The organism is Aeromicrobium sp. PE09-221, from assembly GCF_002174305.1.
Lineage (GTDB): Bacteria > Actinomycetota > Actinomycetes > Propionibacteriales > Nocardioidaceae > Aeromicrobium.
On sequence record NZ_MIJB01000067.1, the window covers coordinates 1 to 873 of the forward strand.

Below are 873 nucleotides of genomic sequence, written 5' to 3' on the forward strand. Positions count from 1 at the left end.
TTGCGGGCTGCGATAGGTGGTGGTAGGAGGCGGGGGGACGGTTGCGGTGCGATGACGCCGGGGCCACGCGCGGGGTGCGGCGGTGCGAGGGCAACCGCGCCGCGCAAGCCCTGCGGGCGAGGGCCGGGACCAACGGGATTCTGATCACCGGGCCGCCGTGGACTGGGGCCGACGAGACGGGCGCAGACGGAGCCGACGATACGGCCGGCCGACGCGCCCCACGCTTGACAGGGAGCTTCGATCTCACCGCGGGTGAGCGACTGGATTGGGATCTCAGCTGGTTTCCCGCCTATCAGGAACCGCCCGAACCGCCCGATGCGGACCGCGCACTGGCCGAGACCGTCGAGTTCTGGACGCAATGGGTATCGCAGTGCGAAGTGCGCACCGAACACCGGCCGCTGGTGTGGCGATCGCTCCTCGTCCTGCGGGCACTCACCCACCTGGACACGGGTGGGATCGTCGCCGCTCCCACCGCCTCGCTGCCCGAGAGCTTCGGGGGTGCCCGCAACTGGGACTATCGCTATGTCTGGCTCAGGGACGCTGCGTTCACCATCGAGGTCGCCGTCGCCCACGGCCTGACCAGCGGAGCGAAACTCTGGCGCGATTGGCTGTTGCGCGCCGTTGCCGGCGACGCTGATGACGTCCGAATCATGTATGGACTAGCCGGAGAGCGAGAGCTCACCGAGTCGGAGCTCGACCACCTCCGCGGCTACGGGGGTTCTCGGCCCGTACGAATCGGCAACGGCCCGGCGCATCAGTTCCAGGCGGACGTCGTCGGGGAGGCACCGATCGCCCTTCACGCGCTGCGCGCAGCCGGGGTGGGCGCGCCCGACGACCCCTGGGGGTTGCCGCAGAGCCTGCGACTGCTCCGCG

1 protein-coding gene is annotated in these 873 nt (G+C 70.4%); it reads left to right on the forward strand.

What is annotated here, in order from left to right; translation table 11 throughout:
- Positions 1-224 precede the first annotated feature (224 nt).
- Positions 225-873 (forward strand): glycoside hydrolase family 15 protein (locus tag BHE97_RS19285; protein ID WP_236757803.1); only part of this gene is annotated, 649 nt, incomplete at its 3' end.